We start from the raw sequence: 17,285 nt of genomic DNA on the forward strand, positions 1-17,285 counted from the left end.
CGCTCGATAATCCATCAGTTGATGGTAGCGCTCGCGGGGTTCGCGGGCAAACGCGTTACGCCTGTGAGACGGCTGGGCACAGCGGTGTGCGAGAGCGAGCTACTGCGATGCGATCTGCGCAAGACGAGCGCTTGCGACCGCCGCCTGACCGTAGGCGATGCAGCCGTCATTGACGGGCACGGTATGGGGGATAAGGACAGTAAGACCTGCGCTTTTGAGCTCGCGGGTGAGGAGCTGGAGCAGAAGTCGGTTCATGAACACGCCGCCCGAGAGCGCGACGGTGTCGATGCCCTCGCACGCGCAGATCTCGCTGGCGATGCGTGCCGAGGAGCGCGCGACGGCGACATGGAAGTCGAGTGCGAGCCTGTCGGCGGGCACACTGGCTCTGGTTCCCTCCAAAAGCGCCGCAAAAAGTGAGCTGGGGCTCAGGACGAGAGACCTGCTCGAGGTAGCTTGGACAGTTAGTTCAGATTTGTACTTTTTAGAGTGGTAATGGGTGGTATAGATCGTCTGCGAGGGCCCCGAATGGGTTGATTTGGGGTATCCGGCGGGTGAATTAACCGCAAATGAGGTGCCTGGAGAGCCCTCTTCGGGGTAATCTGAGCCAAAACCGTTGGTTAGAGGGTCCGTTTTTAATACAAAGCTGAACAAACTGTCCAGTCGCAATGGGTCAGATGCGGAACAGCCGTCTTTATCGCCGGGAACATGGGTAATTTTGCTGCCGAGCGCGCGCCAGGCGGCGGCTTCGAGTTCGATGGCGGGCTCGCCTTCGTAGGTTGCCTGCCCGCAAATGCCCAAAACTGCAGCGGCGGCGTCAAAGAGACGCCCCATACTGCTCGTGCGTGGGCTGTTGATGTTCCGCTCGATCATCGTTGCCGTCACGCTGCGTGTTTGCTCGTCTAGGCCGTCCAAGAGCCGCTCGGCCCCCGGATGTTCAAGCAGGCCGAGCTCACTGAGCAGGGCAAAGGCGTTGCGGCGGGCGTCGCACACGGAGGCCGCCCCGCCGGGGAGCGTCCAGGTGCGCAAATGCGCGGCGCGCTCAAAGCCGCCAAGGCTGGCAACAAGAAACTCGCCGCCCCAAATGGTCCCATCGGTGCCGGCGCCGGTGCCGTCAAAGGCGATGCCAAGGACGCGCGCGTCGGTTGTAAGCTGGCCCGCGGCAATCGCCTCTGCCATTACGCTCGCGATGTGCGCATGATGGTGCTGCACCTCGACGAGCGGCAGATTGCATTTTCGCGCCTGCTCGCGCGCCCACTGGCTCGATAGATAGCTGGGGTGTAGATCGCAGGCCAAGGCGGCGGGCGCCAAGTCAAAGAGATCTTCCAAGCGCGTGCGCGCGGCGTTCCAGGCATCGAAGGCCCCGCCGTTTTCAACATCGCCGATATACTGCGACACAAAACAGGTTGCCTCGCCGTTCGTCCCTTCACGCGTGAGCGCAATCGTGGCCTTTTGTTGTGGCCCGCAGGCGAGCACGCAGGACGGAGCGCCGTCGAGCGCCGGCAACGGCAGCGGCTGGGGTGCATATCCGCGAGCGCGGCGAACGGGCATGGCGACCCCACCGACCACGCGCACCACGGAATCATCGTAGCGCGAGAGAATCGCACGGTCGTTGCCAAGTAGCGCGTCAGCGATGCCGGCGGCAACAAGGTGCTCCCATGCAAGGTTGTCATCGGTCTCGATGGGTTCTTCGCTCAGGTTTCCGCTGGTCATGACGAGTGCGTGCATACCGCGGGCTTCTGCCGCGGCAAGCAACAGATGCTGAAGCGGTGTATAGGGGAGCATAACGCCAAGCTCAGGAAGGTTGTGCGCGACGGACGGTGCGAGCGCGTTGGGGGAGCCGCCGCTCTCGCAAACGGCACGTCGGCGCAGCAGCACGATGGGGCGAATGCTGCCGGCCAGCAGGCCGCGCTCAACGTCGTTGACATGGCACAGGCGTTCAGTATCGGCAAGGCCGCGCACCATAACGGCAAGCGGTTTGTTGCTGCGGCGTTTGCGGCGGCGAAGCTCGGCTACCGTCTTCTCGTTGGAGGCGTCGCATACCAAGTGAAATCCGCCCAGACCCTTGATGGCGACGATACCGCCGTTGGCCAGCAGCTCAACACAGCGGTCGATAATGGCGTCGCTGGCCTCGTGCGTGGTGCCGACGGTCAGCGACGCGGCGGCTTCGCCGGCCTCGCGCCACGTAATGTGCGGCCCGCAATCAAAGCAGGCATCGGGCTGCGCGTGAAACCGCCGGTCAAGCGGGTCGCCATACTCTGCGGCACAGGTGGGGCACATGGGAAAGCAATCCATCGAGGTGGCCGCTCGGTCATAGGGCAGCGACCGGATGATGGTAAAGCGCGGTCCGCAGTTGGTGCAGTTGATAAAGGGATAGTGAAAGCGTCGGTCGGCGGGGTCGAACAGCTCGTGCAGGCAGTCGTCGCACGTGGCGAGGTCGGGCGAGACGAGCGTCGTGTGGGCGGTTTGATCCTGCGATGCCACAATGCGAAAGCCCCGCTCGTTGGCGGCGTCCCAGTCGCCGGGCGCTAGGTCCATAACCTCGACATGCTCCACACGAGCTGCCGCAGGCGTATGCTCGGAAAGCGCGGCGACAAATTCGTCGAGCGCCTCGCTTAGAGCGTGCGCCTCGATATGCACGCCATCGCCCGCGTTAAGCACCCAGCCGCAAATGCCGTGCGCCATGGCCTCGCGATACACAAACGGTCGCATGCCGACGCCCTGCACAATGCCCGTTACATGGATATGCGCATGTCGCATGCGACCCTCCTTCATCGAGACCTGCCAAAAAGGGACAGGTTTATTTTGGTAGGTAAAACGTTAAACCTGCCAAAACAAACCTGTCCCTTTTTGGCAGGTGCGCCGCGCAAAGACCCGCTACAGCCCCAGGCTCTGCTCGGTGGCGGCGCAGGTGAGCTCGCCGTGTTTAACGCCGCGCAGGCCCAGCAGACGGTCAGCCAGCTCGTAGACACGCTCGCCGCGACCCTTGAGCGCCAGAATTTCCAGGCAGTTGTGGTGGTCCAGATGCACGTGCATGGTCGAGACAATCTCGTCGGTGTAGTCGTGCTGCACCTCGTCCAGACGGCGCGTCAGATCGCCGGTATGGTGGTCATAGATCATGGTGAGCGACCCGATGACCTGCTCGTCGGGCGTTCGCATCTGCTCCTTGGCAATGGAGGCGCGAATCAGGTCCCGCATGGCCTCGGAGCGGTTGGCAACGTCGCCGCGGCGCGCGATTTGCTCGTCAAAGCGGCGCAACAGGTCGTCGGGAGCGGTGACCGAAAAACGGACCAGCTCGGAGGCGGAGCCGCTGAGGCGGCAGCCCACGTCGCCGGTCGGCCCGTGCGGATGCTCGTGCTCGCAGGCGTGCTCGTGCTCGGCCACGCTACACCAGCTTTACGGAGCCAACGGAGTTATGGTCGGCCTCGATGGCCTCCTCGTAGCCCTCGAGTGCGTCGTGCGCCTCGTGGAGCGCCGCCATGGCGGCCTCGAGCTTGGCGCCAATGCGCTCCATGTCAAAGTTCTCGGTCGCATGCAGCAGCTGATGGCTCCACTCGTGAGCGAGCTCAATGGTGTCGTCGACCTGCTTGACGCTCATGGCAAGCTGGCTCATGTTCATTCCGACGTCATGCATGGGAATCTCCTTATGTTCGGGACAATCCAGTGGTTCAGATTCTACTACGCCCGCTTTACGCATCGCCGCATAAGAAAACGGGTGCGAGTCCGTCTGACCCGCACCCGTTCACTGGGGGCTGTTTGTGATTACCATACTATCCGTGGTCGCGGGCGCAACACCCGGCTCTCCGGCGAGCGGCGCAAAACCACTCATGGACGGCAACACATGACCGGCGTATTACAGGTGCTTCTCAAGCAGCGCCTGCAGCCTGGCCTTAGGCAGCGCACCGACGGAGCGGTCGATTTCCTCACCGTTCTTAAAGACAACCAGCGTGGGGATGCTCATAACGCCAAACTTCATGGCCAGGTCCTGATTGTCGTCGACGTTGCATTTGGCGACGGTAATCTTGCCGGCCAGCTCGTCGGCCACTTCGTCAACAATGGGCGAGAGCGAACGGCAGGGACCGCACCACGGTGCCCAAAAATCAACCAGCACGGGAAGGCTGCCGTTAACGACGGAATCGAAATTCTCGGGGGTAATCTGCTTAATGTCAGCCATAGTGACCTCCATAGTGCGACGCGGCTCGGCCGCGTAAAACTCAGTACGACCGTGCTTATACCCAACGGCCCGCAATGCAACCACTCGCGGGCGGCTCTTTTATATAATGGTGGGCATGCAAACGATTGGAGAGCGCATGCCCACGTCACAAAGCCAGAAAAAAGAAGCCATCGCCCAGGCGGCCGAGCAGGAGCTCGCATCGCTCGCGGGTCGCGGCGTGCGTATCGCGGGTAACGCGTGCTCGCCGATTGTGCTGGTAAAAGGTGATTTAGACGATGCCGAGCGTGCGGGTGGCGAGCTGGCTGCCGGTCCAGACGGCGCCGCGTTGCGTAAGGCGCTCGGCGCCATCGGTTACGCGCCCGAGGATTTCTGCGTGCTGGCAAGTGTTGCCGGCGCGGGCGACGGGGCGGTTGCGGCAGGCGAGGACCTGCCGTGCGAGCTGTTCCGCGAGGCGCTCGAGGCCTTGGACCCCGAGGCGGTCCTGCTGTTGGACGATCGCGCGGCCGATACCATGCGCGAGACCTACGCAGACATGCTCGTGGCGATCGACGACTTTGATACCGCCATGCTCAAGCCCGGCTTGGTCGCCCACGTGCAGGGTCGTCGCGTACTCGCGCTCGACGGCTTTGAGGCCGCGCTGACCGACAAGGCCGCCAAGCAGCGCATGTGGGCCTACATCAAGCAGCTGACCCCGGCCGCCGCGCCGCTGTAGCGGACTGGCGCCGGCAAGGCGGTCCTGATGGGTCGAGCGCGGCGCCGACTTGTCGCGCCCTTACATCACTGCGCGAAACTCAAATCGATCGCCGTGAATGCGAAACTGGCAGTTGCCGTTCATGCGCTCGACGGCAAGCTTAATGCTCCTGGTTCCAAAGCCGTGTCCGGTGTGCTCGGCCACGGGCATGCCGTCGACCATGCGCGGCGGGCGCCCAAACGTGTTGGAGACCAAAAGTAGCAGTTGTCCGTCCTCGCAACGCAGGTCCAGATCGATAAATCGCTTGCCCTGGGGAGCGGCGCTTGCGGCGACGATGGCGTTGTCCAGGGCGTTTGAGAGTACGCTAAACAGATCGACGTCGGCTACATGGACGCTCTCGGGCACGGCGGCGCGCAAATCGGCGCTGATGCCGTTTCGGTTGATATCGGAGCTAAATGACGAAAGCACGATATTGACCGTGTCGTTGGCGCAGTAGCGGCGCACAGCGGTGCGGTCGTTTGTCTCGCAGAGCTCGTCGATGCGCTCGAGCGCCTCGTCGATGCGGCCCTCCTCGATCAAAGCTGCAAGGCCGCGCAGGAAGTGCCGCATGTCGTGGCGGAGAACCGAAAGCTCCCGTCCAGATTGGCGCCAGGCCTCGAGCTCCTTGATGGCTGCGCTATCGCGGGTCGCGAGCATCCAGCGCTCGCGCTCGGCGATTTCCTTTGCCTCGTATTCGCGCAGATACACAGTAAGAAACATGAGGTAGAACGCGCAAAGCGCAAACGCCAAAAACTCAACCGTCACCACGGAGCCCGAGTGGAAGAGCGTGGTGTAGACGTTGGTGGCGTAGTCAAAGATGTAATAGACGAGCGGCAGGATGAGCAGAATCTCGAGCTCGGTGGGGGTTTTAACCGCCAGGCGCGGACCGATGTCGCTGGCCCAATGCAGCAGGATTGCAAAGACGACGGCCGTGGTGATAATGCGTGCCGCGTAGTACGCGATTTGCGAGTCGGTGGCGGCGAGCGCGGCGATGCCCATCCAGTTGCTGAACTGGCAGCTCAGATAAGCACTGGTGACGCCCAGCATAACGAGCAGCGGGCTCAGGCGATAGCGCGCGCACAGGTAGATGACGAGCGGCAGATGCACGACGAGCGGATATACCTGACGGGCGAAAAGCTCGCCGCCGACGGCATTGGCGAGGCCGAATGCGCATCCGGTTACGGCGCCGACCATCACCAGCTCAAGCGCATGACGCCGGTTGATCTCGATACCGCAGAGCGCCGCCGAGGCAAAAACGCCAAAAAGCAGGGTCGTTGCGTGATGGATTGCCCAAAGTACCATCTCGGCCGCGGGGAGCATTAGCGCCTCCCGCTCTCGAACCGTGCCGCAAAGTAGGCATCCTGGAAACCCTGCTTGCAACTGCGCGCCAGCGGGATGCAAGCGCCCGAGCGCATGACGATATCCGTGCGGTTGAAGTGGTCGATATTGCGCAGGTTGACCTGGTAGCTACGGTGACATTTAAAGAAGTTCGCGTTTTTGGCCAGCTGGTCCTCGATGTTGCGGAACGGCTCGAGCGCTTCGATGTCGCGCCCGTCGCGCAGGTGGAATACCACGTGCTTGTTGCGGGCCTCGGCGTATTCGATATCGGACAGGCGCAGGGCATGGTATCCAAAGGACGTTTTGGTCACGAGCTCATCGGTCGCGTCAGGTCGCATGCTCGAAAGCTCGTCGAGCAGTTGCGCCAGACGTTCGTACGTTACGGGCTTGAGCAGGTAGTCGAAGGCGCGGACCTCATAGGACTCCAGCGCGAACTCGGGCGATGAGGTGAGGAACACCAGTCGCACGGCTGTATCGGATTGGCGCAACTCCCGCGCGGTGTCCATGCCGTTGACGAGCGGCATGATCATGTCGAGCAGAATGATGTCGGCGCGCGATGCGGCATGGCGGGCCAGCAGGTCCTCGCCGCGCGTGACGAGTGCAACGTCGACCGCCGTGCCCGTCTCGGTCGACCAGCGGTCGATCATCCGGTGCAGTCTATCTAGAAAAGCGACGTCGTCGTCGCAGGCGATGATCTTGAGCATTCGGGCCCCCTTAGTAGTTCGATTTTGCCACATTGGGTGCGCGCCGCCCGCGGAGGAACACCCCGTTTGCGCCCCACGGTGCGCAACTCGCGCCGAGCGGCGGGGCGTCAGTTTTGACGGCCGCACAATACTTCATGGATACACATGTCAATCGATGCCGGCGGTCGGACGGGGAGTCAGGCCGACCGCCGGCGCCAAGCGATAGCGAACATTGCGAAAGCATAGAGGTAAGGGGAGCTGTGATGAGGGGGAAGAAGATGGGGATGCGCGCCGCGCTGACGCGTCTGCTGGGTATCGCAACCGTGGCATGCGCGCTCGTGGCAACGCCGGCCGTGGCAAACGCCGAGACGCAGGTGCCTGCTAATACACAAGTGCTGTCGCTTGGACAGGCCGGCAAAGAGCCCGTTAAAATCACCGAGCCTGGTTGCTATGTGCTCAGGACAAGCGAGAATCAGACCACGCCCTCCTCGGGCTACGTCATCGACGTTCCGAACTCGACTTCGTATAACCCCGTGACGATTTACATTGATGGCACGGTCTACGTGAACAGCTATACGAACTCGTCGGTAGGTCAAAATCGATGGCTGTTCAACATTAAACAGGGCAGCAATATCGAGTTCATCGGTATCAACAACCCGTGCGTCAGCTTTCATGATCAGAATGGAGGGAGCCAGTCTGTAAGCGGGTTTTTGACCGACCGATATTACGACGGTGGCTACAAAAATGCTTCGGGTGACATCTCGGTTAGCCTAAAGCTCGGCGATGGTTCTCAGAACTTTTTCCTCTCGTACAGCAGCAGGGTCAACCAAAAGGTGCCTGCGATTTCGTTGGGAAGCACCGAGGGCGAGCTGACCGCCAAGTTCGAAAAGCTGAAGATCCAAGGCTATGTTGGTAGGTCGGGCGCAGTGGCGGGCAACGCTCAAGAGTATGCCGTCCCTGCGCATCTCTTCCGTGAGGGCAGGGATACGACTGGTGGCAACATCAATCCCTTCACGGCGACTTTTGCCGACTGCGAGTTCTACGATACGTCCGGAGACTTTAATGGTGCTGTTTCCGTCGATGGCAACAGCAGCTTCAAGATGCCCAAAGACGGAAGCGCTGTCGCAAAGTTGACAGCGACGTTCAACAATTGCAGCTTCAGTGGCAGCAATGGGGAGAACCTGGGTGTCAGGCAGACGAACAATAGCTATGAGTCGGTCGAAGCGTCTCGTTATTTTGCTAACTCCTCTATTCTTAATACTTATGCTGTCGCCGGCGTGATGGGCGTCACCAACGCTACGGTCAACCTCAACAGCTGCACGATGAGCAACTTCCACAGCACGCGTTCGAGCTCCGCTGACAATACTTTGACGGTTGATGCCCTTAATGTTGCACGAAGCGCTCGCTGCAACATAAACGGTGGCGAAATTTCTCGCTATGGCGCGCGCGGCAATACGTGCGTGGTTTACGCCGCCGGGACCCTTACCCTCAATGGATCGCCGGAAATCGCGAGCTACTGGAAGAACAGCCACGCCGACGATACTAATTATGGTGACAAGTACACTGAAGCTGATAAAGCTACGGGAACCGCCAAGAGCCTGTATGTCCCGAAGAAAAAGAGTGTCGATGCCAACGTCCCGGCGCTGCATATCGCGTCTGACTTCTCCGTACGCGGAGGCTTTGGAGACAATGTTTGGATCTCGATTGAGGAGACCGCGGACAGTAATGGCGTAAAGTCGCGTGTCCTTGGCACCTGCGAATCCAACGAGATCGAAGGCGTTGTGCCAGACGGCTCGTCCGAGAACGACGACAACTCCGACAAGTACGAGATCGTGAACCTTAAGGGCGACCTCACCTTCCGCGAGACCATCCACCAGCACAAGTGGAAGGTTGAAGCTGATGGTTTGGGCGTTCGTGCATCGTGCGTGGGCCCGTTCCGCAACAGCGAGTGCGAATATGGCAAGGACGAGAACGGTGAGGTCAAAAAGTACCTGACGGCCACGTACAAGCTCTCCATGTCCAAGGCAACGAGCTCTCAGGGCACCGAACTTGTCTATGACGGTTGCCCGGTAAAGATTGCTTTGAATAAGGACGGCGCGTGGAATCTAGAGCAGATGGGCGTGACGGCCAGCGATGAATTCACGTGGTATCAGTGCAAGTCCCAGGCGGACGCCGAGGCATATAAAAACGGCACCAAGCTCAAGGATGCTCCGGCGGACGCTGGCTACTACTATGTCGTCACGAGCTTTAAGACTGCCTCTGGTCAGACGCTCGAGGGCAAGAAGGCCTTTGAGATTTCGCCGCGTCGCCTGGTTAGGGGTCAATCCTACCAGTTCACCCTTAAAGACGGCGGCAAGGGCGCGGGCAAGTATGCCTATGACGGCAAGGAGCATCAGCCTGTCGTCGAAAGTGCAAAGTTCAAAAACGGTGCCGGTGAGTGGGTCGATCTCGTTGAGGGCAAGGATTACGAGCTCAACGCTCGAAGTGAATCCGGACTGAAGCAGACCGAGCCAGGGCAATACGAGTGCATTGTCATCGGTAAGGGCAACTTCACGACCGATGGCGGCACCACAAGTGTTCTGACGCTCAAGTGGGAGATCGTTGATGTTTCGCGCTTTGACCTTGAGGTTACTGGCTTTGAGGGCGACTATGACGGCAAAGAGCACGGCATTACGGTCAACGTTAAGAATGACCCCGTTCCGGCGGATATGAAAATTGAGTACCGTGAAGACGGCGGTGATTGGACGACGGACAAGCCGACCTATTGCACTGCGGCCGAGTACACGACCTATTACCGTGTGACGGCTTCTGACTACCTGACCGTCAAGGGCAGCGCGACCGTGAATATTTCCAAGGCCGGTCAGGACGCGCCGACTGGGCTCGTGGGTAATAATTGGACCACGTGCAGCAGCGAGGACGGCTCCATCTCGGGCGTGACCAAGAAAATGGAATACCGCCACGAATTCAGCAAAGACTACCAGAAGATAACGTCTGACGATAAACTGACCGGTCTTGCGAAGTCGGGAACGTACTACGTTCGCTATGCCGAGGATAACAACCACAATGCGTCGCCCGATGCCGAGGTCAAGATCGAGCAGGGTCCTCATGCCGTTGCTGACAATGCAGCTTGGAAGCCGAATGGCGAAGGTAGCCACGTTAAGGTCTGCGAGTATTGCAAGAAGGCTCAGGAGCGCCAGCCCTGCAGGTGGAAATATGAGATCGTTACGCCCGCCACGCCTGAGGCCGATGGTGTTCGTCAAAAGGTCTGCAGGGTTTGCAACGGCAGGTGGGATGAAGAACGTTATACCTACGTGGATACTTACGCCCCCACCATTTATGACCTCTGGGTAGATAAGGCCTACTGCGAGAGCGTCTCGTTTGACGTGTTCGATGACCGCGACGAGACGGTGGCGGTTACCGATAACGGCAAGGAGCTCACGGCTGGCAAGGACGGAAAGTACACGGCTAAGGCCGCTGAAGGTGATGCCGGTGCTGAGCATGTAATCGTGGCTACGGACACTGCCGGCAATAAAGAGACCATCACAATTAAGATGTACGCCGAACATGCGTACGAATGGACGATCGACAAGCAGCCGACGGTTACCGAGACCGGCTCCAAACATGGAACGTGCTCCGTGTGCGGCCATGAGTCGGGTGCGGTAGAGATTCCGGCCCTGGCTGTTAAGGGCTATTCGGGCAAATATGACGGCAAGGACCACTCTGTCGACGCCTCGGCGCTGCCCGAAGGTTCCGTCGTTGAATACAAGGCTGCTGACGGCGGTTGGACGAGCGTTGCGCCCAGCATCAAGGATTCCGGCAGTGTGACGGTCGACTATCGCGTCACGATCGACGGCGCGGCGGTCGACGGCAAGGTGACGCTTGAGGTCAAACCGCGTGCGATAACGGTCGCGGCGCAGGACGCCTCCAAGACCTACGGCGAGGCTGATCCCGTGTTTACGTGGGATGTCACTGCTGGCAAACTCGTCGCGGGCGAAACGCTTCAGGGCCTCGAGATCAAGCGCGAAGATAGCGACAACGTGCGTGATGGCGGCTATGCTCTGCAGCTGACGCAACCTGAGGGTGCAAACCCCAACTACAACATCACGTTTGTCGACGGCGTGTTCACCATCAACCAGCGTCTGCTCACTGTGGCATGGGGCACCACCAAGTTCACCTATGACGGCAAGGAGCACTGCCCCGAGGCGACGCTCGGCAACGTCATCGGCAAGGATGACCTTGGCGCGACCGTCGAAGGCTCCCAGATCGAGGCCGGCGCTTCTTACACGGCGAACCTCACCGCACTGACGGGCAAGGCCGCGGGCAACTACGTGCTTCCGACTGAGGGCCTGACGTGCGACTTCTCCATCAAGAACGCCGAGCAGGGCGCGCCGGTGGTCCAGGTTGCGGCCGAGACCGTGAGCGGCAAGCGTGACGGCAAGATCACGGGCGTCGACGCGACGATGGAGTGGCGTGCCAAGGGTGCTGACGAGTATCAGGCGGTGGACGAGGGCACGGCCGAGCTTACGGGTCTTGCCGCCGGCACGTATGAGGTGCGCTACCAGGCCAAGGCCAACTACGACGCTTCTTCCGCCACCGAGGTTACCGTGGCGGCCGGTCCCAAGCTGGTCGTGACGCTGCCGAGCAATCAGGTGGGCTACGCGCTCAGCTCGACGGCAACCGAGCTCGATTGGCACGGGACTGCAACGCTCACCATGGGCATCGACAGCGCGTATTTTGCGGGTAAGGACTACGCCGTCAAGGTCAACGGCACGTCCGTTAAGCTTTCCGCCAAGGGCACCTATGAGCTCAAGGATGTCGAGGGCGACGTGAATGTGACGGTCGAGGGTATCCTCAAGCACGAGCCCGACGGCTCCGGCTGGGCACACGACGTCAAGAACCACTGGCATATCTGCCGCTGCGGCGAAGTTCTCGACAAGGCCGAGCATACCTTTGAGTGGGTCGTCGATAAGCCGGCGACCATCGAGGCCAAGGGCGAGTGGCACCAGGAGTGCACTGCCTGCGGCGAGAAGGGCAAGACCGAGGCGATTCTGGCACCCGAGATCATCGACGGCAAGGGCCAGACGATGGCGATCGACGCCGCCAAGGACCTGAGCTTCCGCTCGAGCGCGCCGCTCAGATACTTCCAGAAGGTGCTGGTCGACGAAAAGGAGGTCGCCGCCGAGAACTACGTGCTCACCGAGGGTTCCACGATCGTGACGCTCAAGACGAGCTTCCTGAATACGCTCGGCGTGGGCGAGCACAAGCTGAGCGTGGTTTCGACCACGGGCACGGCCGAGACGACCTTTACCGTTGCCGAATCCGCCAAGCCCGCTCCTGGCCAGACCACCACGACTACGACTTCCAAGCCTAAGAAGAGGGCTAGCAAGGAGGCGTTGCCTGAGTCCGGCGACAGCACTTATGTCATTGCGGGTGCCGTACTCGCTGCCGGTGTGGTAGTCCTGCTGCTGGCGTGGGCCATCATGAAGCGCCGCGCTTAACCGCGCACCAGCTCCCAGCGGGTCCGGATCGAGCGATCCGGACCCGCTTTTATGCCCACCGCCTCTCGGACCAAGATAAAACGGGCCGCTCGAACCGTGTGGCAGATCCATTTTCGACTGTCCTCAGCTTGCCAGTTCGAAAATGGACCCGTCCCAAGATTGAATCCTTATTCCAACTTTACACCTGGCTTTACAGCTGTCTTGTCAGCTGTAAAGCCAGGTGTCATACTAAAGCCCCAAGATTCGCCAAAAGAGAGGGGCCTTGATGGCACAGAGCGCGAACATGGATGCATCGGAGCTTGCACGCGATATCGCGGCCGGCCTGGCATCGGCAACGACGGCAACGGAGCGCGCGGCACTGGTGCCCGCAGAGCTCGTCGAGGCCATTCATCAGCTAAAAACCCAACGTGACGCAGTGATCCTGGCGCACTATTATGTGGCGCCCGAGGTTCAAGCTGTGGCCGATTACGTCGGCGACAGCTTCTACCTGGCAAAGCTTGCCAAGAGCCTGCCGCAGCAGACTATCGTGCTGTGCGGCGTGGAGTTTATGGGCGAGAGCGCCAAGCTACTCAATCCCACCAAGACCGTCCTGCTGCCCGAGCCGGGCGCGGACTGTCCCATGGCGCACATGGTCAAGCACGAGACGGTCGACGCGGCGCGCGCCGAATATGGCGACGACCTGGCCGTGGTGTGTTACGTCAACTCGACGGTCGAGATCAAGAGCTGGAGTGACGTGTGCGTTACCAGCTCTAACGCCGTCAAGATCGTCTCCGAGCTGCCGCAGCAGCACATCTTGTTCATTCCCGACCAGAACCTGGGCCGCTTTGTGGCCGAGCAGGTGCCCCAAAAGCACGTCATCCTCAACAACGGCTACTGCCCGCGCCATCACATCATCACCGTCGAGCAGATCGTCGACGCACAGGAGGCGCACCCCGATGCGCTCGTGCTGGCGCACCCCGAGTGCAAGGCCGACGTCCTGGCCGAGGCCGACTACATCGGCTCCACTGCCGGCATTATCAAGTATGCCGAGGAGTCGGACGCGAGCGAGTTTATCATCGTGACGGTCCGCGGCGTGCTCTACGAGCTCGAGCGGCGCTGCCAGGGCACCGGCAAAAAGTTCTACTTCCCCGCGGTGCAGCCCACCTGCGTCAACATGGATCTCATCACGCTCGAAAAGCTCGTGCGCTGCCTGGAGACGGGCGAGGGCGAGGTGCAGATTGGCGTGTCGGATGAGGCCGCCGACCAGGCCAAGCTCACGCTCGACCGCATGCTCGAATACGCGGCTCGCTAGAACGATGTGACATGAGGGACCATCCCTTATGGCACATTACAAGGGAGAGGATTCCTGTGGAAACCAAACAATGCCCCGACATGGAGTGCGACGTCGTCATTGCCGGTTGCGGCGTGGCGGGCCTATACGCGGCCCTCAATCTGCCGACGAGCACGCGCGTGATCATGCTCTCCAAGGGCGCTGTCGACGAGTGCGATTCGATGCTCGCGCAGGGCGGTATCTGCGTGCTTCCCGAAGGCTCTGACTACGACGCCTTCTTTGAGGACACCATGCACGCCGGCCACTACGATAACCGCCGCGAGAGCGTCGACATCATGATCCGCTCGAGCCGCTCGGTCATCAACGACCTGCTGGCCATGGGCGTGGACTTTGAGCGCAAGGCCGACGGCAGCCTCGACTTTACCCGCGAGGGTGCGCACAGCCGCCCGCGCATCGCCTTCCATGCCGACATTACGGGCAAGGAAATCACGACCAAGCTCCTCCAGGCCGTTCGCAAGCTGGATAACGTGCAGATTTTGGAGCACGTGGCCATGACCGACATTCTGACGGGCGAGCGTGATGGCGCCACGGCGTGCCTCGGCGTCGTCGCCGTTCCCGTGGACGAGGACAACTCGGTTCGCCCCGCCGACGAGCTGGCAAATGCCGCCGAGGGCGTGCATGCCGGCGAGCCGTTTAAGATCCATGCCCGCCACACGCTGTGGGCGACAGGCGGTATCGGCGGCGTATACGACCACTCGACCAACTACCCGCAGCTCACCGGCGATGCCTGCTACATCGCCCAGGAGCACGGCATTAAGATGGAGCACCTGGACTACGTGCAGATTCACCCCACGGGACTGTTCTCGCCGCAGCCGGGCCGCACCTTCCTGATCAGCGAGAGCTGCCGCGGCGAGGGCGCGATTTTGCTCAACGCCGCCGGCGAGCGTTTTACCGACGAGTTGCAGCCGCGCGATGTGGTCGCCGCCGCTATTCGCGAGCAGATGAAGCAGGATGGTACCGAGCACGAGTGGCTGAGCTTTGCCCCCGTTGAGCGCGACGTGGTGACCGGACACTTTGCCAACATTCGCGCACGCTGCCTGGAGGACGGCCGCGACATCTTGGACGAGCCCATCCCCGTCACACCCACGCAGCACTACTTTATGGGCGGCGTGTGGGTCGACAAGGACGGCCGCACCTCGATGCCCGAGCTCTACGCCGCCGGCGAGACGGCCTGCAACGGCGTTCACGGCAAGAACCGCCTTGCATCAAACAGCCTGCTCGAGGCGCTGGTCTGGGGTCGTCGCGCCGCGTGGCACATGCGTACCGGCGAGTCGCTCGCCGTGGAGCAGGCGGGCGAGCCCGCGCTCGATGGCCGTCATCGCGCCCTGAGCGCCGACACCCTGGCAATCGATGATTTGGCCCGTGCCGCCGGCACGCAGGCCGTGGAGGAGTAGACCATGAACCCCATTACCATGAAGCTCGTCGTCGATGATCTGATTCTGCAGGCTCTGCGCGAGGACATTACGTTTGAGGACGTGAGCACGGCGAGCGTGTGCCCCACGGCGCGTCCCGCCACGGTGGAGCTCATCGCCAAGGCCGATGGCATCATCGCGGGCCTGGATGTGTTCGCTCGCACCTTTGAGCTGCTGGATTCGCAGAGCTCGGTGCTGTTTGATGTTGCCGATGGCGACGAGGTGCACGCCGGCGACCATGTGGGCCAGGTACGCGGCGATGCGCGCGTGCTGCTTTCGGGCGAGCGCGTGGCGCTCAACTACCTGCAGCGCATGAGCGGTATCGCTACCTATACGCACCAGATGGCTGCGGCGCTCGAGGGCACCAAGACCGTGCTCGTCGACACGCGCAAGACCACGCCGGGTATGCGCGTCTTCGAGAAGGCCGCGGTCGAGATCGGCGGCGGCAGCAACCACCGCTACAATCTGTCGACGGCCGTCATGCTCAAGGACAACCACATCGACGCCGCCGGCGGCGTGACGCGTGCGATCGAGATGGCGCGCGCCCATGCATCGTTTACCGCGACGGTCGAGATTGAGTGCGAGAACCTGGACATGGTGCGAGAGGCCGTGGAGGCCGGCGCCGACATCATCATGCTCGACAACATGACCCACGATGACATGGCTGCCGCGATTGAGCTTATTGCCGGTCGCGCCAAGACCGAGTGTTCGGGCAACGTGGATGCCAGCAATATCCGTGCGCTTGCCGACCTGGGCGTTGACTTTATTAGCTCGGGAGCGTTGACGCACTCTGCGCCGATTCTCGACCTCTCGCTTAAGCACCTGCGTCTGCTGGACGGTAAATAATGGACGCCCGCGAGCGTCGCCGTGCCATCATGGGCGTGCTCGAGCGAGTCAAAGACCCCGTCTCCGGCAGTACGCTTGCTCGCGAGGTGGGTGTGAGCCGCCAGGTTGTCGTGCAAGACATCGCCCTGCTGCGCGCCGATGGGCACGATATCGTGGCGACCAATCGCGGCTACGTGCTGCAGGAGGCCCCCAGCAGCCCCGCCGTGCCCACGCGCCTGGTCAAGGTTCGCCATAGCATGGAGCAGGCAGGCGATGAGCTCACGAGTATCGTCGACGCCGGAGGCGCCGTGCTCAACGTGATCGTCAATCACCGCGTGTACGGTAAGATCACGGCCGACCTGGACATCCGCAATCGTCGCGATGTTGAGCGCTACCTGCACGATATCGAGAGCGGCAAAAGCTTTCCACTACTAACGGTGACGAGCGGCTATCACTTCCATCGCATCGCGGCAGAGGATGAGCAAACCCTCGACGAGATCGAGGCTATGCTCAAGGAGAAGGGCTATCTGGCAGACCTGATGCCCTACGAAGACGATCTATCGTAGCCGATGCTGCAAACGCCCCTAAGCGGCAATCTGACGTTCAATCGTCGGTCGCGTACAAAAGTACGCTTCCCTCCTCTTTCACGTCACCTTGCTCGCTTAGGGGCGTTTTCGCTGACTTATGCTCAACCTGCGACGGTGCCAAATTAGCTATCCGCAAAAAAGAGGCCTCTGCGGCGATGCGGAGGCCTCCTTTTTTGTGCACGGTGTACTTGTGAGTGTGCAAGTGGGGGAGTTGTTACTCCTCGACGATCTCGGTGATCGCGCCGGCGGGGCAAGCGTCCTGGCAAGCGCCACAGGCGACGCAGGAGTCCTCGTCAGCAACGGTAGCGACGTCCTGGAGCTCCAGAACGCCAGCGGGGCAGGAGTCGACGCAAACGCCACAAGCGATGCACTCGTCGGCATCAATTACGGGATGAGCCATGGTAGTTTCCTCTCTGTTGACCGACGCTACAGGCGATGCGCGCCGGTTTGATTCGGGCAAAAACATACCACGTGAGCGACCGTTTGCAATACCCTCTGGCCGGCATCTTCATACCATTCGCCGAGTATGCCACGGCTTACTAAGAAACGCACTGGTGAGGCTGGTGGGCTGTGCATATGTTAGCTAAAGGTGACTCGAATTATTGAGCAATTGAGTGGGCTTTCGGAAAGCGCATCCCGTTACCTGGTCGAAAAACGGGTCGCAGTTTCCGGTTGGGCCCGCTAGCGGAAACTGCGACCCGGTATCAGCTC

The 17,285-nt window shown here is 61.1% G+C and carries 13 protein-coding genes; 6 read left to right on the top strand and 7 right to left on the bottom strand.

The window, feature by feature from the left end:
- Positions 1–99: 99 nt before the first annotated feature.
- The 4 genes from hypF to trxA all read right to left on the bottom strand — a co-directional run bounded on the left by hypF (position 100) and on the right by trxA (position 4,171).
- On the bottom strand, positions 100–2,757 hold the full coding sequence (hypF, locus tag ACQRAJ_RS02530) for a carbamoyltransferase HypF (RefSeq protein WP_427747649.1): 2,658 nt from the start codon (positions 2,755–2,757) through the stop codon (positions 100–102).
- A 117-nt stretch (positions 2,758–2,874) separates the two neighbouring features.
- Positions 2,875–3,381: a nickel-responsive transcriptional regulator NikR gene (nikR, locus tag ACQRAJ_RS02535; RefSeq protein WP_427747650.1), complete on the bottom strand. Its 507-nt coding sequence runs from the start codon at positions 3,379–3,381 to the stop codon at positions 2,875–2,877.
- A 1-nt stretch (position 3,382) separates the two neighbouring features.
- Positions 3,383–3,631, bottom strand: a complete 249-nt coding sequence (locus ACQRAJ_RS02540; RefSeq protein WP_006235225.1) for a hypothetical protein — start codon at positions 3,629–3,631, stop codon at positions 3,383–3,385.
- A gap of 219 nt (positions 3,632–3,850) precedes the next feature.
- Positions 3,851–4,171 carry a thioredoxin gene (trxA, locus tag ACQRAJ_RS02545; RefSeq protein ID WP_154518161.1) on the bottom strand — a complete coding sequence of 107 codons (321 nt, stop codon included), beginning with the start codon at positions 4,169–4,171 and terminating at the stop codon, positions 3,851–3,853.
- 136 nt (positions 4,172–4,307) lie between these two features.
- On the opposite strand from trxA, the gene ACQRAJ_RS02550 reads away from it, so the two are divergent.
- Positions 4,308–4,883, top strand: coding sequence for a hypothetical protein (locus ACQRAJ_RS02550; protein WP_427719297.1), 576 nt, complete (start codon positions 4,308–4,310; stop codon positions 4,881–4,883).
- A 60-nt stretch (positions 4,884–4,943) separates the two neighbouring features.
- On the opposite strand, the gene ACQRAJ_RS02555 is transcribed toward ACQRAJ_RS02550, so the two are convergent.
- Together ACQRAJ_RS02555 and ACQRAJ_RS02560 are read right to left on the bottom strand one after the other, a co-directional pair.
- Complete coding sequence (locus ACQRAJ_RS02555) at positions 4,944–6,221, bottom strand: sensor histidine kinase (RefSeq protein WP_427727327.1); 1,278 nt, start codon at positions 6,219–6,221, stop codon at positions 4,944–4,946.
- Complete coding sequence (locus ACQRAJ_RS02560; RefSeq protein WP_427727330.1) at positions 6,221–6,943, bottom strand: LytR/AlgR family response regulator transcription factor; 723 nt, start codon at positions 6,941–6,943, stop codon at positions 6,221–6,223. Before ACQRAJ_RS02560 ends, ACQRAJ_RS02555 begins: the two co-directional genes overlap by 1 nt.
- Positions 6,944–7,185: 242 nt before the next feature.
- On the opposite strand from ACQRAJ_RS02560, the gene ACQRAJ_RS02565 reads away from it, so the two are divergent.
- The 5 genes from ACQRAJ_RS02565 (at position 7,186) to ACQRAJ_RS02585 (ending at position 16,553) form a co-directional block, all read left to right on the top strand.
- Positions 7,186–12,420 (top strand): MBG domain-containing protein, encoded by a 5,235-nt coding sequence (locus ACQRAJ_RS02565; RefSeq protein ID WP_427747651.1) that lies wholly within the window; start codon positions 7,186–7,188, stop codon positions 12,418–12,420.
- 265 nt (positions 12,421–12,685) lie between these two features.
- A complete protein-coding gene (gene nadA / locus ACQRAJ_RS02570) occupies positions 12,686–13,711 on the top strand; it encodes a quinolinate synthase NadA (RefSeq protein WP_427747652.1) in 1,026 nt (341 codons plus the stop codon).
- A gap of 56 nt (positions 13,712–13,767) precedes the next feature.
- The gene (locus ACQRAJ_RS02575; RefSeq protein ID WP_427727339.1) at positions 13,768–15,144 is read left to right on the top strand and encodes an L-aspartate oxidase; all 1,377 of its coding nucleotides are present in this window, start codon (positions 13,768–13,770) and stop codon (positions 15,142–15,144) included.
- 3 nt (positions 15,145–15,147) lie between these two features.
- Positions 15,148–16,008, top strand: a complete 861-nt coding sequence (nadC, locus tag ACQRAJ_RS02580) for a carboxylating nicotinate-nucleotide diphosphorylase (protein ID WP_427719300.1) — start codon at positions 15,148–15,150, stop codon at positions 16,006–16,008.
- A complete protein-coding gene (locus ACQRAJ_RS02585) occupies positions 16,008–16,553 on the top strand; it encodes a transcription repressor NadR (RefSeq protein ID WP_427727345.1) in 546 nt (181 codons plus the stop codon). Before nadC ends, ACQRAJ_RS02585 begins: the two co-directional genes overlap by 1 nt.
- Positions 16,554–16,788: 235 nt before the next feature.
- Here the strand turns inward: ACQRAJ_RS02585 and ACQRAJ_RS02590 are convergent, their stop codons facing one another.
- Positions 16,789–17,040, bottom strand: a complete 252-nt coding sequence (locus ACQRAJ_RS02590; protein ID WP_158564522.1) for an indolepyruvate ferredoxin oxidoreductase subunit alpha — start codon at positions 17,038–17,040, stop codon at positions 16,789–16,791.
- Positions 17,041–17,285: the final 245 nt, after the last annotated feature.

It is taken from the genome of Collinsella sp. SGI.184 (genome assembly GCF_050313415.1).
In the GTDB taxonomy this organism is placed as follows: domain Bacteria; phylum Actinomycetota; class Coriobacteriia; order Coriobacteriales; family Coriobacteriaceae; genus Collinsella.

Coding starts and splice junctions, on each gene's coding strand:
- ACQRAJ_RS02565 (WP_427747651.1), top strand. CDS start 7,186: ATGAGGGGGAAGAAGATGGGGATGCGCGCCGCGCTGACGCGTCTGCTG.
- ACQRAJ_RS02585 (WP_427727345.1), top strand. CDS start 16,008: ATGGACGCCCGCGAGCGTCGCCGTGCCATCATGGGCGTGCTCGAGCGA.
- ACQRAJ_RS02590 (WP_158564522.1), bottom strand. CDS start 17,040: ATGTTTTTGCCCGAATCAAACCGGCGCGCATCGCCTGTAGCGTCGGTC.
- ACQRAJ_RS02540 (WP_006235225.1), bottom strand. CDS start 3,631: ATGCATGACGTCGGAATGAACATGAGCCAGCTTGCCATGAGCGTCAAG.
- ACQRAJ_RS02555 (WP_427727327.1), bottom strand. CDS start 6,221: ATGCTCCCCGCGGCCGAGATGGTACTTTGGGCAATCCATCACGCAACG.
- ACQRAJ_RS02550 (WP_427719297.1), top strand. CDS start 4,308: ATGCCCACGTCACAAAGCCAGAAAAAAGAAGCCATCGCCCAGGCGGCC.
- nadA (WP_427747652.1), top strand. CDS start 12,686: ATGGCACAGAGCGCGAACATGGATGCATCGGAGCTTGCACGCGATATC.
- nadC (WP_427719300.1), top strand. CDS start 15,148: ATGAACCCCATTACCATGAAGCTCGTCGTCGATGATCTGATTCTGCAG.
- trxA (WP_154518161.1), bottom strand. CDS start 4,171: ATGGCTGACATTAAGCAGATTACCCCCGAGAATTTCGATTCCGTCGTT.
- hypF (WP_427747649.1), bottom strand. CDS start 2,757: ATGCGACATGCGCATATCCATGTAACGGGCATTGTGCAGGGCGTCGGC.
- ACQRAJ_RS02560 (WP_427727330.1), bottom strand. CDS start 6,943: ATGCTCAAGATCATCGCCTGCGACGACGACGTCGCTTTTCTAGATAGA.